Below are 21,322 nucleotides of genomic sequence, written 5' to 3'. Positions count from 1 at the left end.
GTCTGAAGTAAAAGAAGAATCGACTCTTATGGAGGTGGACAATAATGAAAAGAACTTACCAACCAAACAAACGTAAACGCCAAAAAGTTCACGGTTTCCGTAAACGTATGAGCACAAAAAATGGTCGTCGTGTGATTGCAGCACGTCGTCGTAAAGGACGTAAAGTCTTAGCTGCTTAAGCCACTGAAGCCCAGTGGTTTTTTCTTTTGGCAAAAATGGGGGCCCATCTTTTAGACGGGCCCCTATTTTTTATCGAACCATAAATAAAAATTCCGTATTATCAGGTCTATGTTTGGCTTCACGGACCAGCTCTTTTTAAAATTGACTCCTGATAAAGAGCAGCAGGGTCGGTTTCGCCTTTCTTACCTATTTTATTTGGGAAAAATTTCTAGAGCTAAAGGAAGGCACTTGTTCTAAAGCAGCCAACTAGTTTTTTACATTTAACAGATGAAGTTTGCTGTCATATTATGGTATGATTGGAAAGTGAGTAAACGATTTTAAAAGAAATGAAGGATCTGTCATGCGAAAGGCCTATCGTGTTAAAACTGAAGAAGATTTTCAACGGGTTTTTCATAAAGGAGAATCCTGTGCGAACCGCAAATTTGTGGTTTACCGGTTGGATAAGCCGGGACAAGCTCATTTTCGGGTGGGACTGTCTGTAGGTAAAAAGGTAGGCAATGCAGTAATGCGTAATCGGGTAAAACGGCTGCTTCGGGCTAGTTTGCAAGAATTAGCGCCCTCCATTGAGCCTGAACTGGATTTTATTATCATTGCTAGACCGGCCGTTGCCACTTGTGATAGCAAGGAAGTCATGCAAAACCTCCAACATGTCTTAAAACTCGCAAAAATAATTTAATTTCATTTGGTAAAGGGGAATTCGTCCATTGAAAAACAAAAAACGTATTATCTTACTGGCGGGGATGTTGGCTTTGGTCTTTGTCTTGTCCGCCTGTGGTCGCGGTGAGGTTACAGCTCAAAGTGACGGCTTTTGGGATCGTTACATCGTCTATAACTTTGCTCAAGCCATTAAAGCTTTATCCTTTGGCAATGCTGGAGTAGGGATTATCCTATTTACATTAATTATTCGGATTATTCTCTTGCCATTGATGCACTTCCAAACGAAAAGTATGCGCAAGACCCAAGATTTGCAACCCCAATTAAAAGAATTGCAACAAAAATACTCTTCCCGAGATCCAGAAACGCAACAAAAACTGCGGGATGAACAACAACGACTGTATGCCGAAAATGGTGTCAACCCCTATGTCGGGTGTTTGCCAATGTTGGTACAAATGCCAATTTTGATGGCCTTGTGGCAGTCCATTCAACGGACACCAGATTTAACCCAAGGAAAATTCTTGTGGTTAGAACTAGGTCAGCGTGATCCTTACTTTATCTTGCCAATTTTGGCGGCAATCTTTACGTTCTTAAGTACTTACTTATCCAGCATGAGCCAATTGGAAGCTAACCCAACTACGAAAATTATGAATTTCGCTATGCCATTGATGATTTTGTTAATGGGTATCAATTTGGCCAGTGGTTTGTCCTTATACTGGGTGGTTTCCAACGCCTTCCAAGTAGTTCAAACCCTGTTAATTAACAATCCCTTTAAGATTCGCCGGGAAAGAGAAGAACTAGCACGACTGCAACGAGAAAAAGAACGCAACTTGCAAAAAGCTTTAAATCCTAAGAAAAAACGTAACAAAAAGCGCTAAACGCTTTTTAGAAAAACTGCTGTCTTTTAGATGGTGGTTTTTCTATACTATAAATATGGAAATAAGGAGGTATGCAAAAGATGCCAATTTATGAAGGAAGCACGGTAGAAGAAGCAATTCAAAAAGGACTTTCTGCCCTTGGAGTCACCAAAGAAGAAGCGGTGATTCAGGTTGTGGAAGAAGCCAAAAAAGGTTTTTTAGGCATGGGGAAAAAGAACGCTCAAGTTTCTGTAGAGCCTTCTGTTACGGAAGAAATTAATGAAGCGGTGACAGAAACGGTAGCAGAAGTAATTGAAGAAAAACCAGTGGTGGAAGTTGAAGTGGTTGAAGCAGAAGAAATTCCGGCAGAAGTCTCAGAGCCTAGCCTTCAACAAGTTTTATCTGAATTAGATGATGAAGCAGCTTTGACTCAGTTGGCCGTTTATTTGACGAACATCACCAAAGAATTACAAGCACCGGCTCTTGTAAAAATTGAGCGGCAAGAAAATGTAATCGTCTTCCAACTGGATACGCAAAAACAAGGAATTCTAATCGGGAAGCATGGCAAGATGTTAAATGCCCTGCAATACTTGGCGCAAGTCTTTATCCATCGAGTAGCCAAAAATAAATTATCGGTAGTGGTCAACGTAGGAGACTATCGCCAAAAACGCCAAGCGATTTTAGAACGATTGGCAGCCCGCACAGCAGAAAAAGTCAAACGTACAGGACAGCCCGTTTTCTTAGAACCGATGCCTGCATTTGAACGAAAACAAATTCATTCCGCTTTGAGTAATGATGAAGCAATCAAAACTCATTCTGAAGGGGACGAACCTTACCGCTATTTAGTAGTGGAACCAGTACGGAAATACTAAGTAAAAAGGAAGTCGCAAATAAGATTGCAACTTCCTTTTTTTGTAGGTTTTTGTAAAAAAATGATTGAGAAAGGGACCTCGATGTCGGGATTCTGCTTGCAGGAAAGCCCGTGGATTCGGACTTTTTGGGGCGGTTTCCTTTGAGAATCTGATTGACATCGCTGAAAAATCCAAGTATAGTCTAGTAGAAATCATTCTTATCAAAGAAACTCCCTCAAGGATTCTTCTTTGATCGGAAAACCTCTGTTGCCAGCCATACAACGGGGGTTTTTTGTTGCCTAAGGTCTAGAGATGAGTTAGCCACCAATAGTCGATTGGATAAATTGCACCACAGTCCCATAAGCGAAAATCCGGGAATAACAATGGCCTTCTTTTTCGTGATACTCATGGTCAAAATGACAGTTAATCACCGCGTCGGCACCATAGCCAGCAGCTTTTTCTTGCAAGTGAATTTTGGCTTCATTCATGGCTTGATCCACATCGACTGTTTCATCAAATAAGTCCAGATCAAATTTTTCTGCTACATAGATTACGTCTCGTACTACATAACTCCGATTGATATTGCCGGTGGAGAGGATAATTTCTTTCATGCGACGGTCGGCTTCTTTTTTTTCATCGTACTGCTCATCAAAACGTTTCATAACTATCACTCCTTTATTGATCTTAGTTTAATTTTACCGGTTTGAGCTTCTTTAAGTAAAGCTAAAGGGTCCCAAAGAAGAACCAGACAGACTTGCACCTAGGTGTGAATTGTGCTAAATTAATGAAGAATTTAACAGCGACTAGCAGTCAAAGTGCAGAGTCCAAACGATTTCCAAACTCCTTTAGGGGGGATTTTCGGCGATGGTTGGACAGAGGCACTTTTTTTATTGGATTTTTTTAGAAAAGGAGCAAGTTTCATGGGGGAAATTACACAAGAATTTGATACGATTGCCGCTATATCCACACCACCTGGCGAAGGAGCCATTTCCATTGTGCGTCTTAGTGGCGAGGATGCGGTGAAAATTGCCGCGACCCTTTACCAAATGGGGCAAAAATCACTGGAAAAAGTAGCCAGTCACACGATTCACTACGGTCATATTGTAGACCCGGAAAAAAACAAGGCCATTGATGAGGTTATGGTGACAGTGCTCAAGGCACCAAAGACGTTTACCAGAGAAGATATTGTGGAAATCAATTGCCACGGGGGCATGGTGGTCACCAATCAAATCTTACAACTAGTTTTGCGCCAAGGAGCAAGATTGGCAGAACCGGGAGAATTTACTAAGCGGGCCTTTTTAAATGGTCGCATGGATTTGTCCCAAGCAGAAGCGGTGATGGATTTGATTCGTGCGAAGACGGATAAGGCTATGGATATGGCACTAAATCAATTAGATGGGAACTTATCCCATTTGATTCGCAACTTGCGCCAAGAAATTTTGAATACATTAGCCCAGGTAGAAGTGAATATCGACTACCCGGAATATGATGATGTGGAAGAATTGACTACCAAATTATTGTTGGAAAAAGCTCAGGAAGTTCAAGGCAAAATCGATGAACTGCTCCGCCAAGCCCAACAAGGGAAAATTTTGCGAGAAGGCTTAAGTACTGCAATTATCGGGCGACCAAATGTAGGCAAGTCCAGCTTATTGAATTATCTATTAGATGAAGAAAAAGCGATTGTCACAGAAATTGCCGGAACAACGCGGGATGTCATTGAAGAGTATGTCAATGTGCGAGGCGTCCCTTTGAAATTAGTGGACACAGCAGGCATTCGAGAAACAGAAGACATCGTGGAAAAAATCGGGGTGGAACGGAGTAAGAAAGCTTTGAATGAAGCGGACTTAATCTTATTGGTGTTAAATCAAAGTGAAGCCTTAACAGAAGCAGATCGCCAGTTATTAGCATTAACCAAAGACCACAAGCGCATCATCTTATTAAATAAAACCGACTTACCTAAAGCATTAAATGAAGCTGAGTTAGCCGATTTAAAAGGCAACAGTGAAATTTTTTCAGTTTCAGTTTTGGAAAAAGAAGGCTTAGATCAACTAGAAGCAGCCATTGCCAATTTATTTTTTGCCGGTGGTACGGGAGAAAAAGACGCTTCTTACGTATCTAACTCCCGCCATATCGCATTGTTAGACAAAGCTTCCCAATCTTTAGGTGAAGTGGTGACAGGCATTGATGCCGGGATGCCGGTGGATTTGGTGCAAATTGACATGACCCGTTGTTGGGATTATCTAGGAGAAATCCTTGGAGACAGTGTGCAAGATGAATTGATTACGGAATTGTTCAGCCAATTCTGTCTAGGAAAATAAAGGAGCGGAACAAATGGAATACCAAGCAGATTCATATGATGTCATCGTGGTGGGAGCAGGCCATGCCGGTTCCGAAGCAGCCTTAGCCAATGCTCGTATGGGCAATAAAACCTTGTTGTTGACGATTAATTTGGACATGGTAGCTTTTATGCCTTGTAATCCTTCCGTGGGAGGACCCGCGAAAGGCGTCGTTGTGCGAGAAATTGATGCCTTGGGCGGTGAAATGGCCAAAAACATCGACAAGACTTATATTCAAATGCGGATGCTAAATACTGGGAAAGGTCCGGCTGTACGAGCATTGCGGGCTCAAGCAGATAAGAAAAACTATGCTCTAGCCATGAAGCAAACCATTGAAAAAGAACCAAATTTGACTTTACGACAAGGCTTAGTGGAAAAATTAATCGTAGAAGAGGGCATCTGTAAAGGTGTGGTTACCAATACAGGGGCTCGCTATAGCGCAAAAGCCGTGGTGATTACAGCGGGAACAGCCCTGCGAGGGGAAATCATCATTGGGGAATTGAAGTATTCTTCTGGTCCCAATAATTCCCAACCTTCAGTGGGCTTAGCCAATAATTTAAAAGAATTAGGCCTAGAAATCGCCCGTTTTAAAACCGGTACGCCACCTCGGGTTAAATCTTCCACCATTGACTATACGGTAACGGAGATTCAACCAGGAGACGAAATACCGAATCACTTTAGCTACAGCACGCCAGATTCTGCTTACAGAACGGACCAAGAACCTTGCTGGTTGACTTACACGAATCCTAGTACTCATGAAATTATTCAAAAAAATCTTCACCGGGCACCGATGTTTACCGGAATTGTGGAAGGAGTGGGGGCGCGGTATTGCCCTTCCATTGAAGACAAAATCGTGCGCTTTGCTGATAAAGAACGCCATCAGCTTTTCTTGGAACCAGAAGGCTTAGATACCGAAGAAGTCTACGTCCAAGGCTTATCCACTTCATTACCAGAAGATGTGCAAGTAGATGTTTTACGCTCGATTGCCGGATTGGAACAAGTGGAAATGATGCGCACCGGCTATGCCATTGAATACGATGTGGTAGTGCCGCACCAATTGCGTCCAACCCTTGAAACTAAGGTCATCGAAAACTTGTACACCGCAGGGCAAACTAATGGTACCAGTGGCTATGAAGAAGCTGCAGGGCAAGGTTTGATTGCTGGTATTAATGCCGGTTTGAAGATTCAAGGCAAAGACCCCTTGATTTTAAAACGTAGTGATGGCTATATTGGCGTGATGATTGACGACTTAGTCACAAAAGGCACCCAAGAACCTTATCGTTTGTTAACCAGTCGGGCGGAATACCGTTTGATTTTGCGCCATGACAATGCGGATTTGCGCTTAACGGAAATGGGCCATGAAATCGGCTTAGTCAAAGAAGACCAATACCAAATCTTCTTGGAAAAGAAAGCAGCCATTGAAACAGAAATCAAACGACTGCAAAGTCTGCGCTTGAAGCCCACAGAAGAAATTCAAGCCTTTTTAGCTGCTAAAGGCGCACCAGCGTTAAAAGATGGGGTCTTAGCTGCGGATTTCTTACGTCGTCCTGAAGTTACTTATGGGGATTTATTGCAATTCATCCCTGCGGTGCCTGAATTGACCGCAAAGGAAATCGAACAAGTGGAAGTGCAATTGAAATACGAAGGCTATATCAAAAAAGCTATGGAAAAAGTAGCCAAATTAAAACGCATGGAAGCAAAACGGATTCCAGAAAACATCGACTATGCGGCTATTAACGGCTTAGCCACAGAAGCCCGTCAAAAACTGGAAAAAATTCAACCAGAAACCATTGCCCAAGCTAGCCGGATTTCTGGAGTGAACCCAGCGGATATTAGCATTTTGATGATTTATGTAGAACAAGGCAAGATTGCCAAAGTTGCTACGGAAGCATAAGAACTATACAAACTAGCAAAATACGTTCTGGCCTTTGAAGGGTCAGAACGTATTTTGCGTTGAAAATGACTGATGTTTCATGTGAAACAATTTGCGAAACATTTACCTTTGTAAAATCTCTTAATTACTTCAAAAAGTAGCGGGGAGGTTAATGAAAAAAATGGTAGTAAAATGCAGTGGAAGATTTTTACAAGAGTGACTTAAGCTACTTTTAAAAACAGCCCTAGGCATTGCGAAATCAGTCGAATTGCGTTAAAGTAGAGAAAGCTGTGAAACATTTTGAATTTTGTTTCACAATAGAAAGGAAAGCCTATGTTACCTGAAGAATTTCGACAACAACTGCTGGCTGATGGGATCACCTTAACCGATCAGCAAATGCAGCAATTTGCGACTTATTTTCGCCTTTTGGTGGAGTGGAATGAGAAGATGAATCTCACTGCCATCACGGAAGAAAAAGAGGTTTATTTAAAACATTTTTATGATTCTCTTTTAGTAGGTTTAAAGATGGAACTAGCACCGAATGCGGCTATTTGTGATGTAGGTTCTGGGGCGGGATTTCCCAGTATTCCTTTAAAAATCTTATATCCTGAATTGTCCGTAACCATTGTAGATTCTTTAAACAAGCGGATTACTTTTTTAAAGGAACTTACCAGTCAGCTAGGGTTAAACGCCGTTAGCTTGTATCACGATCGGGCGGAAACTTTTGGTCAAAATCCCCAATTTCGGGAGCAATTTGACTATGTGACAGCCCGAGCCGTGGCGCGTTTAAACGTCTTAGCAGAATTGTGCTTGCCATTAGTGAAAAAAGAAGGCTATTTTCTTGCTTTAAAAGCCGCTAAAAGTGAAGAAGAACTGCAAGAGGCTAAACCGGCGATTGCTCAATTAGGGGGCAAATTTATTGAAGAAAAAACCATGGCGTTACCGTTAACTGGAGATGAACGACATCTTTTGGTGATTCAAAAGAAAAAAATTACCCCGAAAAAGTATCCGAGAAAACCGGGACTACCTAATAAACAACCGATTAAATAAGAGAACAATTGTGTTCTTGTGAAAAATGAAGGAGGCCCTTATGGCACGAATTATTTCGGTGGCAAACCAGAAGGGCGGAGTGGGTAAAACCACCACTACCGTCAATTTAGGCGCTTGCCTAGCATTTGAAGGAAAAAAAGTTTTATTAGTGGATATTGATGCCCAAGGAAATGCAACTAGTGGTGTCGGTATCAGAAAACCAGATGTGGTAAAAGATATTTACGATGTGTTAGTCAATGAAGAAGATATTAAAGAAGCGATTTTACCTAGTAGTCGGGAAGGATTAGATATTGTACCAGCAACCATTCAGTTAGCCGGAGCCGAAATCGAGTTGACTTCCATGATGGCGCGGGAGTCTCGTTTAAAATCTGCCTTAGAAGAAATTCGGGATCGCTATGACTTTATTCTGATTGATTGTCCGCCCTCATTAGGTCATTTGACGATTAATGCTTTTACGGCCAGTGATTCGATTTTAATCCCGGTACAGTGTGAGTACTATGCCTTGGAAGGTCTTAGCCAATTACTAAACACTGTACGTCTGGTACAAAAACACTTTAACCCTGGTTTGAAAATTGAAGGGGTACTTTTGACCATGTACGATGCTCGTACGAATTTAGGAGCAGAAGTAGTGGAAGAAGTTCGCCGTTATTTCCAAGAAAATGTCTATGATACGATTATTCCTCGGAATATCCGCTTATCAGAAGCCCCAAGTCACGGCTTGTCCATCATTGACTATGATCCTAGCTCAAGGGGAGCCCAAGTTTACTTGGCTTTAGCAAAGGAAGTGTTAGCCCGTGAAAAATAAAGGAAAAGGCCTCGGCCGTGGGATTGATGCTTTGTTTCAAGACTTCAAAGACTTAGAAGATGTGGATGTGAAAATGGAGAAAGTGGTGGAAATTCCTTTAAGTGAATTGCGCCCGAATCCTTATCAACCGCGGAAGACCTTTGAAGAAGCTTCTTTACAAGAGTTAGCATCTTCCATATCTCATTCCGGTGTCTTCCAACCGATTATTGTGCGCCAGTCTGCCGTTAAAGGCTATGAAATCATCGCCGGCGAACGACGCTTTCGAGCTTCTAAATTAGCGGGTAAAGAGACCATCCCCGCAATTATTCGGGAATTTGACGAAGAAGCGATGATGCAAATTGCGGTTTTAGAAAACTTACAACGGGAAGATTTAAGCCCTTTGGAAGAAGCGGAAGCCTATGAAATGCTGATGAAAAATCTGGAATTGACCCAAGCTCAAGTAGCAGAACGTCTGGGAAAAAGCCGTCCTTATATTGCCAATTACTTGCGTCTGCTGACTTTGCCTAAATTGGTTAAAGAGATGGTTCAAGATGAACGCCTGTCCATGGGGCAAGCGCGGACGCTTTTAGGCTTGAAAGATAAAAACCAAATTTTAAAACTAGCCAATCGCTGTGTTAAAGAAAGTTTGACCGTGCGTCAATTGGAACAGCTGGTTTCTGCCATGAATGAGAAAAAAGATGTGAAGAAACCCACCCCGAAACCTAAGGAAAAACCTTATTACTTACGAGAAGGGGAAGAGCGCTTAATGGACAAATTCGGTACTAATGTAGCCATTACTGAAAAAGATGGCAAAGGCAAGATTGAGATTGAATACTTGTCTCAAGCTGATTTGACCCGAATTTTAGATATTTTACACATTCAGTTTGACGAAGCCTAGGAGGATTTTTCCATGTATGATTTAGGAGATATCGTTGAGATGAAAAAGCCCCATGCTTGTAAAGCCAATGCTTGGCAAATCATTCGGATGGGTGCCGATATTAAAATCAAATGCACGAACTGTGGGCACATCGTGATGCTGACCCGTCGTGAGTTTGAAAAGAAAATGAAAAAAATTTTGGAGAAAGCCGATTAGTCGTTTCTCCCTAACCAAATAAAGAAAGAGTGAAGTAATTATGGCATTAACTGCCGGAATCGTAGGCTTACCCAATGTAGGGAAATCTACTTTGTTCAATGCAATTACCAAAGCCGGAGCAGAAGCGGCTAACTATCCTTTTGCCACTATTGATCCCAATGTGGGCATGGTGGAAGTACCAGACTGGCGTTTGCAACGTTTAACAGAATTGGTGCAACCTAAAAAAACGGTGCCTACTACTTTTGAATTTACCGACATTGCGGGTATCGTAAAAGGAGCCAGTAAGGGAGAAGGTCTTGGCAATCAATTTTTAAGCCATATTCGCCAAGTGGATGCGATTTGTCATGTGGTTCGTTGTTTTGATGATCCTAATATCACCCACGTGGAAGGTCGAGTGGATCCTTTAGAAGACATTGACACCATTAACTTGGAACTGGTTTTAGCCGATTTGGAATCCATTAACAAACGCTATACCAGAGTGGCAAAAGTTGCCAAAACCAAAGACAAAGACGCCATGGCGGAACTAGCTGTTTTAGATAAAATCAAACCAGCCTTAGAAGAAGGCCGTTCTGCCCGCAGCGTGGAATTTACCGAAGATGAAGAAAAAATCGTCAAAGGCTTGTTCCTCTTAACTACCAAACCAGTTTTGTATGTGGCCAATGTGGCAGAAGACGAAGTAGCCGATGCTGACAACAACCATTACGTGCAAGAAGTGAGGAATTTTGCCGCTTCGGAAAATGCGGAAGTCATCGTGGTTTGTGCCCGGGCGGAAGAAGAAATCGCAGAGTTGGAAGACGAAGACAAGGCAGAATTTTTGGAAGCCATGGGCATTGAAGAATCTGGTTTGGATCAATTGATTCGGGCAGCTTATGACCTTTTAGGCTTAGCTACTTACTTTACTGCTGGTGTGCAAGAAGTACGGGCTTGGACATTCCGCAAAGGGATTAAAGCGCCTCAAGCTGCTGGGATTATTCATACCGATTTTGAGCGAGGCTTTATTCGGGCGGAAACCGTGTCTTTTGAAGACTTGAATAAATACGGTACGATGCATGCCGCCAAAGAAGCTGGCCGTGTCCGCTTGGAAGGTAAAGATTATGTAGTTCAAGACGGGGATGTTATGTTGTTCCGCTTTAACGTATAATTGATGAAAACCCTTTTTTCCTGCTTCATCCTGTGATACAATTTTCATTAGACTATTTAAGGGGGCAAAGGCGTTATGGAACCAGAAACGCTACGACAATATGTTGCTGAAAATCGTGAGTTGGAAACTCAGCTGACGAAACGGAACCAACAATACATTTTCGACTTGAAAAAAGCACTACATGCGGCCAACCTTTCTGAAAAAGAATTAACGGTAGCTTTGCATGATATTTTACCAACGTTAGTGGAAGAACAAAAAACCGGGAAAACGGCTCGTCAATTATTTGGTACGGTGTCTGAGCGTACGGAAGCCATCTTAGCTGAACCGGCTGCTGCACCTCAAGAGACGAAACCTGTCTTAATGTGGCTGGATAATTCTTTGTTTATTTTAGGCGTCTTTGGTTTGATGGTCGGCGTTATGGGCTTATTAGCCAGTGGCAAAGCTCAAATGTATGGCGTCTTCAGCCTGTTGGTTGGCTCAGCATTAGGAGGGCTAGTCTTTTATCTCTTCTACAAATTTTTCTATCAGTACGAACAACCAGGAGCCGACAAGAGCAAGCGACCAAAACTTTGGAAAGCGATGTTGTTGATGGTACCAATCTTCTTTATTTGGATGCTTTTATGGAGCGTGACCAGCTTGCCGATGTTTGATGCAATCAACCCTGTTTTACCGCCAATTGGCACGATGATTGTCGGGGGAGTCGCTTTGTTGATTCGCTGGTACTTGAAGAAAACCTTCAATATTCAAAGCAGTTTTGCTACAGCACCACGGAAATAATCAATACACCTGCTTAAGGGACTTCCTTAGGTGGGTGTTTTTTTGACTTTAAACAGAAAAAAACAATCGGCCATTACTTCTCTTTAATAAGAATCACCAGGAGTGGTTGACTTAGCCTAGGATTTCTGTTAATTTCATTAATAAAATAAAAATCGAGGAGTGGTAACGAAAATGTCCAACTGGGAAACGAAATTCGCGAAAAAAGGCTTGACCTTCGATGATGTGCTATTGATTCCAGCAGAAAGCCATGTTTTACCAAATGATGTGGATATGAGTGTGCAACTAGCTAAGAATATCAAATTAAATATTCCGATTATGTCCGCAAGTATGGATACTGTTACAGATAGCAAAATGGCCATTGCAATGAGTCGTCAAGGTGGTCTTGGAGTGATTCATAAGAACATGTCCATTGCGCAACAAGCCGACGAAGTTCGCAAGGTCAAACGCTCTGAAAGTGGCGTAATCATTGATCCCTTCTTCCTAACTCCTGAACATTTAGTTGCCGATGCTGAACATTTAATGGGTAAATATCGCATTAGCGGTGTGCCGATTGTGGAATCCATGGAAAATCGCAAACTAGTGGGAATTATTACCAACCGGGATATGCGTTTTGTCACAGATTACCAAATTCCCATTGATGAGGTAATGACCAAAACGGATTTGGTAACTGCCCCAGTAGGTACCAAATTACAAGATGCGGAAAAAATCTTGCAAAAACACAAGATTGAAAAATTGCCAATCGTCGATGAAGACGGTCGTCTAAGTGGTTTGATTACCATTAAAGATATTGAAAAAGTGATCGAATTTCCGAATGCTGCCAAAGATGAACATGGGCGTTTGATTGTTGCGGCAGCTGTTGGGGTTACCAGTGATACTTTTGAACGAGCAGGAGCGCTTTTAGAAGCCGGTGCTGATGCTATCGTTATTGATACGGCTCACGGCCACAGTGCTGGGGTGATTCGTAAGATTAAAGAAATTCGGGAAACTTTCCCTAAAGCAACCTTGATTGCGGGAAATGTAGCTACTGCTGAAGCCACCAAAGCCTTGTATGATGTAGGCGTTGACGTGGTGAAAGTCGGTATTGGCCCAGGTTCAATTTGTACGACGCGAGTGGTAGCTGGTGTGGGAGTTCCTCAATTAACTGCCATTTACGATGCGGCTTCCGTAGCTCGTCAATACGGCAAAGCGATTATTGCCGATGGGGGCATTAAGTACTCCGGTGATATCGTGAAAGCTTTAGCCGCTGGAGGACATGCAGTCATGCTTGGTTCTATGCTAGCGGGAACTGATGAATCTCCTGGCGAATTTGAAATCTTCCAAGGTCGTCGCTTTAAGACTTACCGGGGAATGGGCTCTCTTGGGGCCATGGAAAAAGGCTCCAGTGACCGTTATTTCCAAAGTGGCGTCAATGAAGCCAATAAATTAGTTCCTGAAGGGATTGAAGGACGAGTTGCTTATAAAGGCAGCGTCTCAGACATTCTCTTCCAAATGATCGGTGGTTTACGTGCTGGTATGGGGTATGTAGGAGCTGGCAATTTGAAACAATTAAGAGACGATGCTCAATTTGTTCAAATGAGTGGCAATGGTTTGAAAGAATCTCACCCTCACGATGTACAAATCACAAAAGAAGCACCGAACTACTCTGTGGAACAATAATTTTATCGCTAGGCTAAAACCTGAGGATGTCCTCGGGTTTTTTGCTTGTATTTTGGATAAAATCGTGAACTTTTACTAGTCAAATTCGGGGTTATTACAGTTGGATCAGAGAATTTATTGACAGTTGAGTTAACTGTTTTTTTACTAAGTGAAATCAGCGGGAATTTACACCGTATTTTCATTGACTTTTTCAGCTTCCGAGAGTAGCATATCATCTTGTTTGGCTTTTTTTGAAGTATCTAACATTTTGATATGAGGAGTGTAAATAGTGGATTATTTGAAACGCTTATTAGTGGGGAAACCTCTAAAATCAGCTGAAAATGATGACCAGAATCTCAGTCGCTTTTCAGCTTTGGCTCTGTTGTCCTCAGATGCTTTGTCGTCCATTGCCTATGGAACCGAGCAAATCGTGGTGGTGTTGATTACGTTGTCGGCCGCGGCCATTTGGTATTCATTGCCCATTGCGGCCTTTGTGATTATCTTATTGGTGTCGTTGACTTTGTCCTACCGCCAGATTATTCACGCTTATCCCCATGGTGGTGGCGCTTATGTAGTCAGCAGTGAGAATCTGGGTAAGAATGCTGGTTTAGTGGCCGGTGGTTCCTTGTTGATTGACTATATGTTAACCGTGGCGGTGTCCGTTTCAGCCGGGGCTGAGGCGATTACTTCGGCAATTCCCGCGTTGTATGGTCATCAAGTGATTATTTCTGTGGTGATTGTACTGTTGATTATGTTGTTAAACCTCAGGGGCTTGCGAGAGTCTGCAAGTTTTCTGGTAGTACCGGTTTATGCTTTTATTGCGGTGATCTCTTTATTGATTGTCGTGGGGTTGTTTAAAATTTTGACCGGCCAACAGCCGTTAAATGCTACGGCGATTCCGGGAGCAGTGGTTCCGGGGATTTCCATCGCGTTGGTCTTGCGGGCTTTTTCTTCTGGTTCTTCTTCTTTGACTGGTGTGGAAGCTATCAGTAATGCGGTACCTTTTTTCAAAAAACCGCGAGCTAAAAATGCTGCGGGGACATTGGCGATTATGGCTACGATTTTAGGTTTTTTCTTTGTGGGGATTACCTTTATTAACTACTGGTATGGTATCGTGCCCGAAGCAGAAGTCACTGTACTTTCTCAAATCGGTAAAGCGGTCTTTGGTCAAGGCTTTTTCTTCTATGCTTTGCAATTTACGACAGCTTTAATCCTAGCGGTAGCAGCGAACACCGGTTTTTCTGCTTTTCCGGTTTTGGCCTATAATTTAGCCAAAGACAAATTTATGCCTCACATGTACCAAGATCGAGGGGATCGGCTGGGTTATTCCAATGGGATTATGACCTTAGCTGCGGGTTCTGTCATCTTGTTGATTATTTTCCAAGGTTCCACGGAACGCTTGATTCCGCTTTATTCCATCGGTGTGTTCATTCCTTTTGCATTGTCTCAAACGGGTATGGTGGTCAAATGGCGCAAAGAGGGTGCCGGTTGGTTGAAAAAATCTTTGGCGAACATTGTGGGAGCCGCGATTTCTTATGGCATTATCGCCATCCTCTTCGCTTATCGTCTGGGAGACATCTGGCCATTTTTTATCATTATGCCAATTTTGCTCTTTGTTTTTTACAAGATTCACGATCATTACCAAAAAGTGGCAGAGCAGTTGCGCTTGAAAGAAGATGTTTCGCTACACACCTATGACGGCAATACGGTGGTAGTTTTGGTGGGCAATGTGACCAAAGTCAATGTAGGGGCCTTAAACTATGCCCGCTCTATTGGAGATTATGTGGTGGCAATGCATGTGTCTTTAGATGAAGATGTGAAAAAAGAACAGGAAATTCAAGCGGAATTCAAGGAGCACTTCCCGGATGTGCGCTTGTCCATTGTTCATTCTTCTTATCGTTCCATTGAAAATCCAATCATTCGCTACGTGGATTTAATCAGTAAAAATGCCAAGAAGCACAACTACACTACTACAGTGATTATCCCGCAGTTTGTGCCGAAACGCCCTTGGCAAAATATTTTGCACAACCAGACGAGCTTACGCTTACGCCTGCGTTTGTCTTGGCGGCAAAACATTATTGTCAGCACCTATAGTTATCAATTGAAGCGATAAATAAAAAAGATCGAAGCCAAATTTTACGGCTTCGATCTTTTCTTATAGACTGAGATATAAAAATTCCAACTACCTAAGCTAACGATATTTGGCTTCACGAATTCATTTTGCCTTTTCCATATTAAGGAATAATCCGAAAATCCCCGTCTCCAAAGTAAGTGTACAGTGGTTTTTGCGATTTTTGCAACATGGTGTCCACGGAGACGAATTCGTAACCTTCTGCCCGCATGGTATCAATCACTTGAGGCAGTGCTTCTAATGTCGCTGGTTGAATATCGTGCATTAAGACGATGGAACCTTCATAGAGTGTTGCTTGTAAGCGAGCTTCTATGGCCACCGGATTTTTAGATTCCCAATCTTGAGAATCCACACTCCAGTGAATCAAAGGTTTACCGGCAATATTGGCTACTCGTTGATCTGCTGCGCCATAAGGAGCCCGGAGATTTTGCGGCAACACGCCGGAAGCTTCAAAAATTGCTTTATCGGTTTTGATGATTTCAGCTTTAACTTCTTCGTCAGAGAGTGTGTTCAAACGAGCATGGCTGTAGGAATGGCTTCCCACTTCATTGCCTTCATCTACAATTCGTTTGACTAACTCTTGATTGGCCTCCACATTTTGGCCTAAAAGGAAGAAGGTAGCAGTGGCTTGTTTGGCTTTTAAAATGTCCAAAATTTGAGGCGTAGTTGCCGGATTCGGACCATCGTCAAAGGTCAGAGCCACGTATTTTTTATTGGGATCCAAAGTAGGAATTTGATCATTCGTTAAAGTTTTCGGGTCTACTAAAGCAGTATTAATAAAGGGCGCAATGTCTTTATAATCCAACTCCAACTCGCTGACTCCCATTTCATTGGTTGGTAAAGTGAGTTTTAGTTTCTCTGGTGTGTAAACAATGGGCGTTTCCCGAGTAATCCGGGGCATGTTTAACACTTGGTCGATACTGGCTTCTTTGTCTTTTTCTTGATCCAAAATCTTCTGCTGAATTACTTGTTGAATACCTAATAAATCAGCTTCTTCTGGAATCAAGTCACTAGAAGAAACCGGTTGGCCGGTTTTATGGTAAATGTACTGGCTACTACCTTCTAAAGTTTTGGCTTTTGCGAAGGTTCCCGCAGCAGCATCCCAAGGGTAATTTTCCGCCACCAATTTGTATACATCTACTTGATCAGAGAGAGCATTAACCGCTAGTTTCCCCACCACAACGTGTTTGCCGCTGTCTTTAATCTCTTTTTTTGCTTTGGCTACCAAATCCGTTAAAGTCTGTTGACTGTCAGGAATCGGCAGTTGTTCGGGCTTTTCCGGTAGATAGACTACTGTTTTTAATTGATCGCTATTGGTTTCTTTTTTCTGACTGGCAATGCCACTTTGATCCCGCTCTGCTTGAATCGTTTTTAGCAATTCCTCTGCCCCGTGTTCAAAGCGGTCTTGGGCTTGGGCTTCTTGTTTTTTTGCCTCATAAAAGAAGTAGGCTCCCCCAGCGACCATAAGCACCACTATGATGCTCATGAGAGTGAAAAGATGTTTGCCCCAACCACTTTTCTTAGGTGCATTATTGAAAGTTTCTAGTTGCTTGTTTTTTTTTGCTGATTGTCCCTTTTTTTGATGTCGACTAGACCTAGTCATTTGCTCTTCCATTACACAAATCCTCCCTGAGTAAGGTACTGTTACTGTAACATCTCAATAACGCGCTTTCAAGGATAGAGGGTGGAGAAGTTCAGTCCTTGGTAATTTTTTTAAGTCCACCCATGTATGGAACTAAAACTTCTGGAATGGTAATCGAACCATCCGCATTTTGATAGTTTTCAATCACTGCGGCTACTGTTCGACCGACTGCTAGACCTGATCCGTTTAACGTATGCAAGAATTGAGGTTTATTGTGATCGTCCCGGTAGCGAATCATAGCTCGGCGCGCTTGGAAATCTTCACAGTTGGAACAAGAGCTGATTTCTCGATAGGTTTCTTGGGCAGGAATCCAAACTTCCAAGTCATAAGTTTTCGCAGCAGAAAAGCCCATGTCTCCAGTGGATAAAGCTACTACCCGATAAGGCAAACCTAGTTTTTGTAAGATTTCTTCTGCGTTATTGGTCATTTTTTCTAATTCTTCATAAGAATTTTCTGGCTTACTAAATTTCACCATTTCTACTTTGTTAAATTGATGCAGGCGAATTAACCCACGAGTATCTCGCCCCGCACTCCCAGCTTCAGAGCGGAAAGAAGGGCTTAAAGCAGTGAAATACACTGGTAATTGTTCTTGGTCTAAGATTTCACCGTTGTAATAGTTCGTTAATGGTACTTCTGCTGTTGGAATCAAGGTCAAGTCCGTGTTTTCCAATTGGAAGACATCTTCTTTAAACTTCGGAAATTGACCGGTACCAAACATGGCATTGCTATTGACAATATAGGGCGTAATCATTTCGGTATAGCCTTGTTCGTAAACGTGTAAGTCCAACATGAAGTTGTACAAAGCGCGCTCTAAGCGGGCTCCTAAGCCTTTGTAGTACACAAAGCGGCTACCTGCAACTTTAGCGCCTCGTTCAAAGTCTAGAATATCTAGGTCTTCGGCTAAATCCCAGTGGGCTTTTGGTTCAAAATCAAATTTCCGCGGTGTTTCCCAACGACGGACTTCCACATTGTCGTCTTCATCTTTGCCTACAGGGACAGAATCAGCGGGTAAATTGGGTAAAGTGGCAGAGATTTGGAAAAGTTTTTCGTCAATTTCTGCGATTTCGTTGTCGAAAGCTTTGATTTGTTCTCCCACAGTTTTCATTTCGGCGATTTTAGCGTCGGCGTCAGCCTTTTCCCGTTTTAGTTTGGCAATTTCAGCAGAGACGTCGTTGCGGTATTTTTTCAAGTCTTCAGATTTTACTAAAAGACCGCGGCGTTCTTCATCTAAAGCCATAAATTCATCTAAGACTTCCTCTTTAACTCCCCGGGTCGCTAATTTGGCTTTAACAGTTTCCATGTTTTGGCGAATCATTTTTACATCTAACATCGTTTTTCCTCCTTATAATTGTAAATAAAAAAACTATTTCGTCCTAAGCTGATGCTTGGGACGAAATAGTTCACTTCGCGGTACCACCCAAGTTCGGCAAAATGCCGCCCTTGTTGTCTCGTATCGTAAGACGTACGGCCTCGGATTAGTGAGGCGACTTCAATAAACTGGATTCACACAAGTCTTCTGTTGGTTTGCAGCCACCACCAACTCTCTAAAAGAAAAGCTTGCATTACTAGGTTTTAGTCGAGATATTTACCTGCTCCTAGCATACTAGAGATTGGTATTTTCGTCAATATTCGGCAATTGTTGCGGATTGACATTGCGGACTAAAGGCAAGTGGATAATAAAGGACGTCCACTCCGGTGTCGATTTGGCATAAATATAGCCGCCATGTAAAGCTACGATGCTTTGGGTAATCGCAAGGCCCAGTCCCGTGCCTCCAGTCGCTTGATTGCGAGATTCTTCCACACGATAAAAGCGGTCAAAAAGGGAATCCAAAGATTGTTTGGGAATGGGAGCGCCGTTATTTTTCACCACCACCACGGCTTCGGTATTGACCTTTTCAATTTCCACTACAATTTTGGTGGCTCCTTTGCCATATTTAAAGGCGTTGGTGAAGAGATTGTTAAAGACCCGTACCAGTTTTTCCGTATCCCCGTCCATTAAGAGCTGGCTTTCTTTCGGTAAGACTTGAATTTCAATGCCTTTATTCCGGGCTTCCAATTCAAAGTCAGCGGCTAGCTGTTCTACGAGTTGCACCATATCAAATTGCACCATGTTTACCGGTACAGTCGGTTGTCGCACTTTGGTGTATTCAAAGAGATTTTCCACTAAAGATTTCATCTGCTTGGCTTTACTGTAGGCGGTGTGGGTATATTTCAATAACTCTTCTTCTGAATGATACTGGCCATCTTCAATTAACCCTAAATAGCCGATGATGGAAGTCAATGGCGTGCGAATATCGTGACTGACATTGGTAATTAACTCGTCTTTAGACTGCTCAATCTTTCGTTCTTCTTCAATGGCGGTTACGGTACTGTCCACCAAGCCGTTAATGCTAGAAACTACTCGGCTCAAGTCTCCCCGAAGTTCAAAGGGGATGCGGTGGTCGTAGTTGCCATTGGCGATATAGTGCAATTCGCTAATAATGTGCCGCAACTGCATTTGACGATAACGACGAATCAAACGCCAAAACAAAATTAACATATCTAATAGGAAGAACAAGGGGACGATTAAATTGCGCCCACTGCGAAAGAAGTTAGTATTCAAGCGATAAGTTAATGCTTCCTTCGTATCCCAAATGGCATCATTAATAGAAGGAGAATTTTCAATCACCGAAGACATGACGACTACAATGGCCACATTTAATAGTATCAAGAGGATAATCGTTACGATACCTTCCGCTAATAGCTCACTGACTTCTTTAGAGGTTAACGTGATGCGCTTGCGCTTTTCTTTATTTTGCATCGATCTTGTAGCCTACACCCCAGACGGTTTGAATGATTTTTTCGCCCCCGGTGGCTTCTTCAATTTTATCTCGCAAATGACTTACGTGAACCATAACGGTTTTGGCAGAGACTACACTCTCTTGTTTCCAGACTCGTTCGAAGATTTCATCGGCACTAAACACGCGGTTAGGGTGAGAAGCCAAGAGATAGAGGATACCAAATTCTAAAGCAGTTAATTGGATTTCGTGGCCATCGACAGTTTTTACTTCATGGGAATCTTTGTTGATGATTAAAGAACTGACTTCCAAGATATCCGGTTGTTCTTGTTGAACTGCCATCTTAGTGCGTCGTAGTAATGATTTCACCCGTGCCATAACCTCTAGAGGATTAAAGGGCTTGGTAACATAATCATCTGCACCAGCAACTAATCCTCGGATTTTATCCATATCTGTAGTCTTAGCTGTTAAGAGGATAATCGGAATTTGCGATTCTTTCCGCAGTTCTTTCACCACTTGCATACCATCTTTACCTGGCATCATAATATCAAGGATTAACAATTCAATGTCAGTGTTTGTGCGAATCTTGGAGAGAGCTTCATTGCCATCATAGGCTTTCACTGGCTCATACCCTTCATTGTGAAGATAGATACTGAGTAATTCGACGATTTCTTTGTCATCGTCTGCGACTAAAATTTTCATAATCGAAGAACCTCCTATATATAGTAGGGGAACAAGTCCACCTTTCCTTAATAGTAACAAATAAAAAGAATTTCGCCTATTTTTTTATAACTTCAGCCAATCGCAGTAAGGCTTCATTTAGAAAAAAACTTGAAAATAAATGAAAAAGGGAGATATCCGATGTTGAGAAGTCAATTTCCGAACAATAAAAAACGAATCTGTTTTCATTGTTCACGAAACGCGAAAATGTTGTTAAATCAGCGTTTATCGTTGACTTTTAAAGAAAATCTTGGTATATTATTTCTTGTCCTCAGCAAGAGGATGGTAACCAAATAATTTGCTGAAAATAATTCAAAAAAATTGTTGACAGTTGAAAGATTACTTGGTAAACTAACAAAGTTGCATCAGATAAAACGAAATGTCAATCATCAAATCGATAACTTGAAAAAAACTTAAAAGTTTTTGTTGACAAGGAATTGAGCAAGTGATATGATAAATGAGTTGCTGATAGCAACGCAGTAGACCTTTGAAAACTGAACAAAAAGCAAAACAACCAATGTGTAGGGCGCTTTGATTTATCAAAGCAAACAACATTTGCAAGCAATTGCTAGCAAAGTCAATTTTTAAACATGAGCTTAAACGAGTTTATCTCGTTCAAACACTTTTTATGAGAGTTTGATCCTGGCTCAGGACGAACGCTGGCGGCGTGCCTAATACATGCAAGTCGAACGCTTTTGTTTTCACCGGAGCTTGCTCCACCGAAAACAAAAGAGTGGCGGACGGGTGAGTAACACGTGGGTAACCTGCCCTCAAGCGGGGGATAACACTTGGAAACAGGTGCTAATACCGCATAACAATCA

19 protein-coding genes and 1 rRNA gene are annotated in these 21,322 nt (G+C 42.2%); 15 read left to right on the top strand and 5 right to left on the bottom strand.

The window, feature by feature from the left end; genetic code table 11:
- The first annotated feature begins 44 nt into the window (after positions 1–44).
- The 4 genes from rpmH to jag all read left to right on the top strand — a co-directional run bounded on the left by rpmH (position 45) and on the right by jag (position 2,563).
- Complete coding sequence (gene rpmH / locus AB5754_RS01485) at positions 45–179, top strand: 50S ribosomal protein L34 (protein ID WP_010752690.1); 135 nt, start codon at positions 45–47, stop codon at positions 177–179.
- Between the two features lie 341 nt (positions 180–520).
- Complete coding sequence (gene rnpA / locus AB5754_RS01480; protein ID WP_368250432.1) at positions 521–856, top strand: ribonuclease P protein component; 336 nt, start codon at positions 521–523, stop codon at positions 854–856.
- Positions 857–884: 28 nt separating this feature from the next.
- Positions 885–1,712: a membrane protein insertase YidC gene (gene yidC / locus AB5754_RS01475; protein WP_368250431.1), complete on the top strand. Its 828-nt coding sequence runs from the start codon at positions 885–887 to the stop codon at positions 1,710–1,712.
- A gap of 80 nt (positions 1,713–1,792) precedes the next feature.
- Positions 1,793–2,563 carry an RNA-binding cell elongation regulator Jag/EloR gene (gene jag / locus AB5754_RS01470; protein ID WP_368250430.1) on the top strand — a complete coding sequence of 257 codons (771 nt, stop codon included), beginning with the start codon at positions 1,793–1,795 and terminating at the stop codon, positions 2,561–2,563.
- Positions 2,564–2,859: 296 nt separating this feature from the next.
- On the opposite strand, the gene AB5754_RS01465 is transcribed toward jag, so the two are convergent.
- Complete coding sequence (locus AB5754_RS01465) at positions 2,860–3,204, bottom strand: heavy metal-binding domain-containing protein (RefSeq protein WP_368250429.1); 345 nt, start codon at positions 3,202–3,204, stop codon at positions 2,860–2,862.
- A gap of 258 nt (positions 3,205–3,462) precedes the next feature.
- Here AB5754_RS01465 and mnmE point away from each other — a divergent pair, with 258 nt between their 5' ends.
- From mnmE to AB5754_RS01415, 10 genes are all read left to right on the top strand, one after another.
- Positions 3,463–4,860 (top strand): tRNA uridine-5-carboxymethylaminomethyl(34) synthesis GTPase MnmE, encoded by a 1,398-nt coding sequence (gene mnmE, locus AB5754_RS01460; RefSeq protein ID WP_311834605.1) that lies wholly within the window; start codon positions 3,463–3,465, stop codon positions 4,858–4,860.
- 13 nt (positions 4,861–4,873) lie between these two features.
- The gene (gene mnmG / locus AB5754_RS01455; RefSeq protein WP_368250428.1) at positions 4,874–6,772 is read left to right on the top strand and encodes a tRNA uridine-5-carboxymethylaminomethyl(34) synthesis enzyme MnmG; all 1,899 of its coding nucleotides are present in this window, start codon (positions 4,874–4,876) and stop codon (positions 6,770–6,772) included.
- A 312-nt stretch (positions 6,773–7,084) separates the two neighbouring features.
- The gene (gene rsmG / locus AB5754_RS01450) at positions 7,085–7,801 is read left to right on the top strand and encodes a 16S rRNA (guanine(527)-N(7))-methyltransferase RsmG (RefSeq protein WP_368250427.1); all 717 of its coding nucleotides are present in this window, start codon (positions 7,085–7,087) and stop codon (positions 7,799–7,801) included.
- A gap of 40 nt (positions 7,802–7,841) precedes the next feature.
- Positions 7,842–8,606: an AAA family ATPase gene (locus tag AB5754_RS01445; protein WP_311834602.1), complete on the top strand. Its 765-nt coding sequence runs from the start codon at positions 7,842–7,844 to the stop codon at positions 8,604–8,606.
- On the top strand, positions 8,596–9,483 hold the full coding sequence (locus AB5754_RS01440; protein WP_311834601.1) for a ParB/RepB/Spo0J family partition protein: 888 nt from the start codon (positions 8,596–8,598) through the stop codon (positions 9,481–9,483). Before AB5754_RS01445 ends, AB5754_RS01440 begins: the two co-directional genes overlap by 11 nt.
- A gap of 12 nt (positions 9,484–9,495) precedes the next feature.
- Complete coding sequence (locus AB5754_RS01435; protein WP_311834600.1) at positions 9,496–9,678, top strand: DUF951 domain-containing protein; 183 nt, start codon at positions 9,496–9,498, stop codon at positions 9,676–9,678.
- A 40-nt stretch (positions 9,679–9,718) separates the two neighbouring features.
- Positions 9,719–10,819, top strand: coding sequence for a redox-regulated ATPase YchF (ychF, locus tag AB5754_RS01430; protein ID WP_368250426.1), 1,101 nt, complete (start codon positions 9,719–9,721; stop codon positions 10,817–10,819).
- 75 nt (positions 10,820–10,894) lie between these two features.
- The gene (locus AB5754_RS01425; RefSeq protein ID WP_311834598.1) at positions 10,895–11,596 is read left to right on the top strand and encodes a DUF1129 domain-containing protein; all 702 of its coding nucleotides are present in this window, start codon (positions 10,895–10,897) and stop codon (positions 11,594–11,596) included.
- Positions 11,597–11,767: 171 nt separating this feature from the next.
- The gene (guaB, locus tag AB5754_RS01420) at positions 11,768–13,252 is read left to right on the top strand and encodes an IMP dehydrogenase (RefSeq protein ID WP_311834597.1); all 1,485 of its coding nucleotides are present in this window, start codon (positions 11,768–11,770) and stop codon (positions 13,250–13,252) included.
- A gap of 268 nt (positions 13,253–13,520) precedes the next feature.
- Positions 13,521–15,344 (top strand): APC family permease, encoded by a 1,824-nt coding sequence (locus AB5754_RS01415; RefSeq protein WP_311834596.1) that lies wholly within the window; start codon positions 13,521–13,523, stop codon positions 15,342–15,344.
- 121 nt (positions 15,345–15,465) lie between these two features.
- Here AB5754_RS01415 and AB5754_RS01410 read toward each other — a convergent pair whose 3' ends face one another.
- From AB5754_RS01410 to AB5754_RS01395, 4 genes are all read right to left on the bottom strand, one after another.
- Entirely contained in the window at positions 15,466–16,977 is a 1,512-nt protein-coding gene (locus tag AB5754_RS01410; protein WP_368250425.1) for a polysaccharide deacetylase family protein, read from the bottom strand.
- Positions 16,978–17,056: 79 nt separating this feature from the next.
- On the bottom strand, positions 17,057–18,334 hold the full coding sequence (gene serS, locus AB5754_RS01405) for a serine--tRNA ligase (RefSeq protein ID WP_368250424.1): 1,278 nt from the start codon (positions 18,332–18,334) through the stop codon (positions 17,057–17,059).
- A 273-nt stretch (positions 18,335–18,607) separates the two neighbouring features.
- Positions 18,608–19,804, bottom strand: coding sequence for a sensor histidine kinase (locus AB5754_RS01400; protein WP_368250423.1), 1,197 nt, complete (start codon positions 19,802–19,804; stop codon positions 18,608–18,610).
- The gene (locus tag AB5754_RS01395) at positions 19,794–20,483 is read right to left on the bottom strand and encodes a response regulator (RefSeq protein ID WP_368250422.1); all 690 of its coding nucleotides are present in this window, start codon (positions 20,481–20,483) and stop codon (positions 19,794–19,796) included. Before AB5754_RS01395 ends, AB5754_RS01400 begins: the two co-directional genes overlap by 11 nt.
- 642 nt (positions 20,484–21,125) lie before the next feature.
- On the opposite strand from AB5754_RS01395, the gene AB5754_RS01390 reads away from it, so the two are divergent.
- Positions 21,126–21,322 (top strand): 16S ribosomal RNA (locus AB5754_RS01390); the annotation flags it as partial.

It is taken from the genome of Enterococcus sp. 2201sp1_2201st1_C11_2201SCRN_220225 (assembly GCF_040925905.1).
GTDB classification, from domain to species: Bacteria; Bacillota; Bacilli; order Lactobacillales; family Enterococcaceae; genus Enterococcus_C; species Enterococcus_C asini_A.
This window is presented reverse-complemented; position numbering and strand designations above follow the sequence as displayed.